Source organism: Neisseria sp. P0008.S010 (assembly GCF_051962715.1).
In the GTDB taxonomy this organism is placed as follows: Bacteria; Pseudomonadota; Gammaproteobacteria; order Burkholderiales; family Neisseriaceae; genus Neisseria; species Neisseria elongata.
The window spans coordinates 1-1,010 of record NZ_JBQCVA010000117.1 but is presented as its reverse complement, the minus strand read 5'-3'; the positions used below and the strand labels follow the sequence as shown (position 1 = coordinate 1,010).

Below are 1,010 nucleotides of genomic sequence, written 5' to 3'. Positions count from 1 at the left end.
AGCATTAGCGCAAGGTGATTTTTGTCTTCTTGCGCTAATTTTTTGTCATCAAACCTGTCGCACTCCAGAGAAGCACAAAGCCTCGCAATCCAGTGCAAAGCTTTGTGTGCCACCCACTACGACCTGCATAACCAGTAAGAAGATAGCAGTGATGTCAAACGACGCAGCTGACTTCTTTTCTTTCACGACTTCCCCACACCCAGCATGCATACCTTTCCGCCATAACTGTAGTGAATGTCTGTTATGAGCGAGGAGCGGAAGTTAACACTTATGAAAAATGGCTACGAAGTCCGTGGCTATCTATCTGCTTATTAGTACTTGAAACGCTTCTTCAGAAGCCTGAAGAGCTAATCGTTCGGCGATACTATATATGCATTAATAGACTATATCGTTGGTATAAACAGTGCACCATGCAACATGAATAACAGTGGGTTATCCAAAAGGAAGCAGAAAGCTAAATATGGAAAACTACAATACGATGCCCCGTTAAGTTCAATACTACTAATTTTTAGATGGAAAACGTATGTAATAGAGAGTAACTTAAAAGAGAGATCCTGTGTTGCCGCCAAATAAATTGCGGTTATTTTAATAAAATTAAGGGTTACTATATGTTGGAGTTTAGTGTTATTGAAAGAGGCGGGTATATTCCTGCAGTAGAAAAAAATAAGGCATTCCTACGAGCAGATGGTTGGAATGACTATTCCTTTGTTACAATGTTTTATCTTACTGTCTTTGATGAGCATGGTGAAAAATGCGATATCGGAAATGTTAAAATTGGTTTTGTAGGTCAAAAAGAAGAAGTAAGCACTTATTCATTAATAGATAAAAAATTCAGTCAACTCCCTGAAATGTTTTTTTCCTTAGGTGAAAGCATTGACTACTATGTTAATCTCAGCAAATTAAGCGATGGTTTTAAACATAACCTTCTTAAAGCTATTCAGGATTTAGTAGTATGGCCAAATCGATTAGCCGACATTGAAAATGAAAGCGTCCTTAACACCTCATTACTT

Annotated in this window: 1 pseudogene; it reads left to right on the top strand. The window is 37.8% G+C overall.

Annotation, left to right across the window (positions count from 1 at the left end):
• Window positions 1-608: 608 nt before the first annotated feature.
• Window positions 609-1,010 (top strand): annotated as a pseudogene (locus ACTHSL_RS12750) (hypothetical protein); the annotation flags it as partial.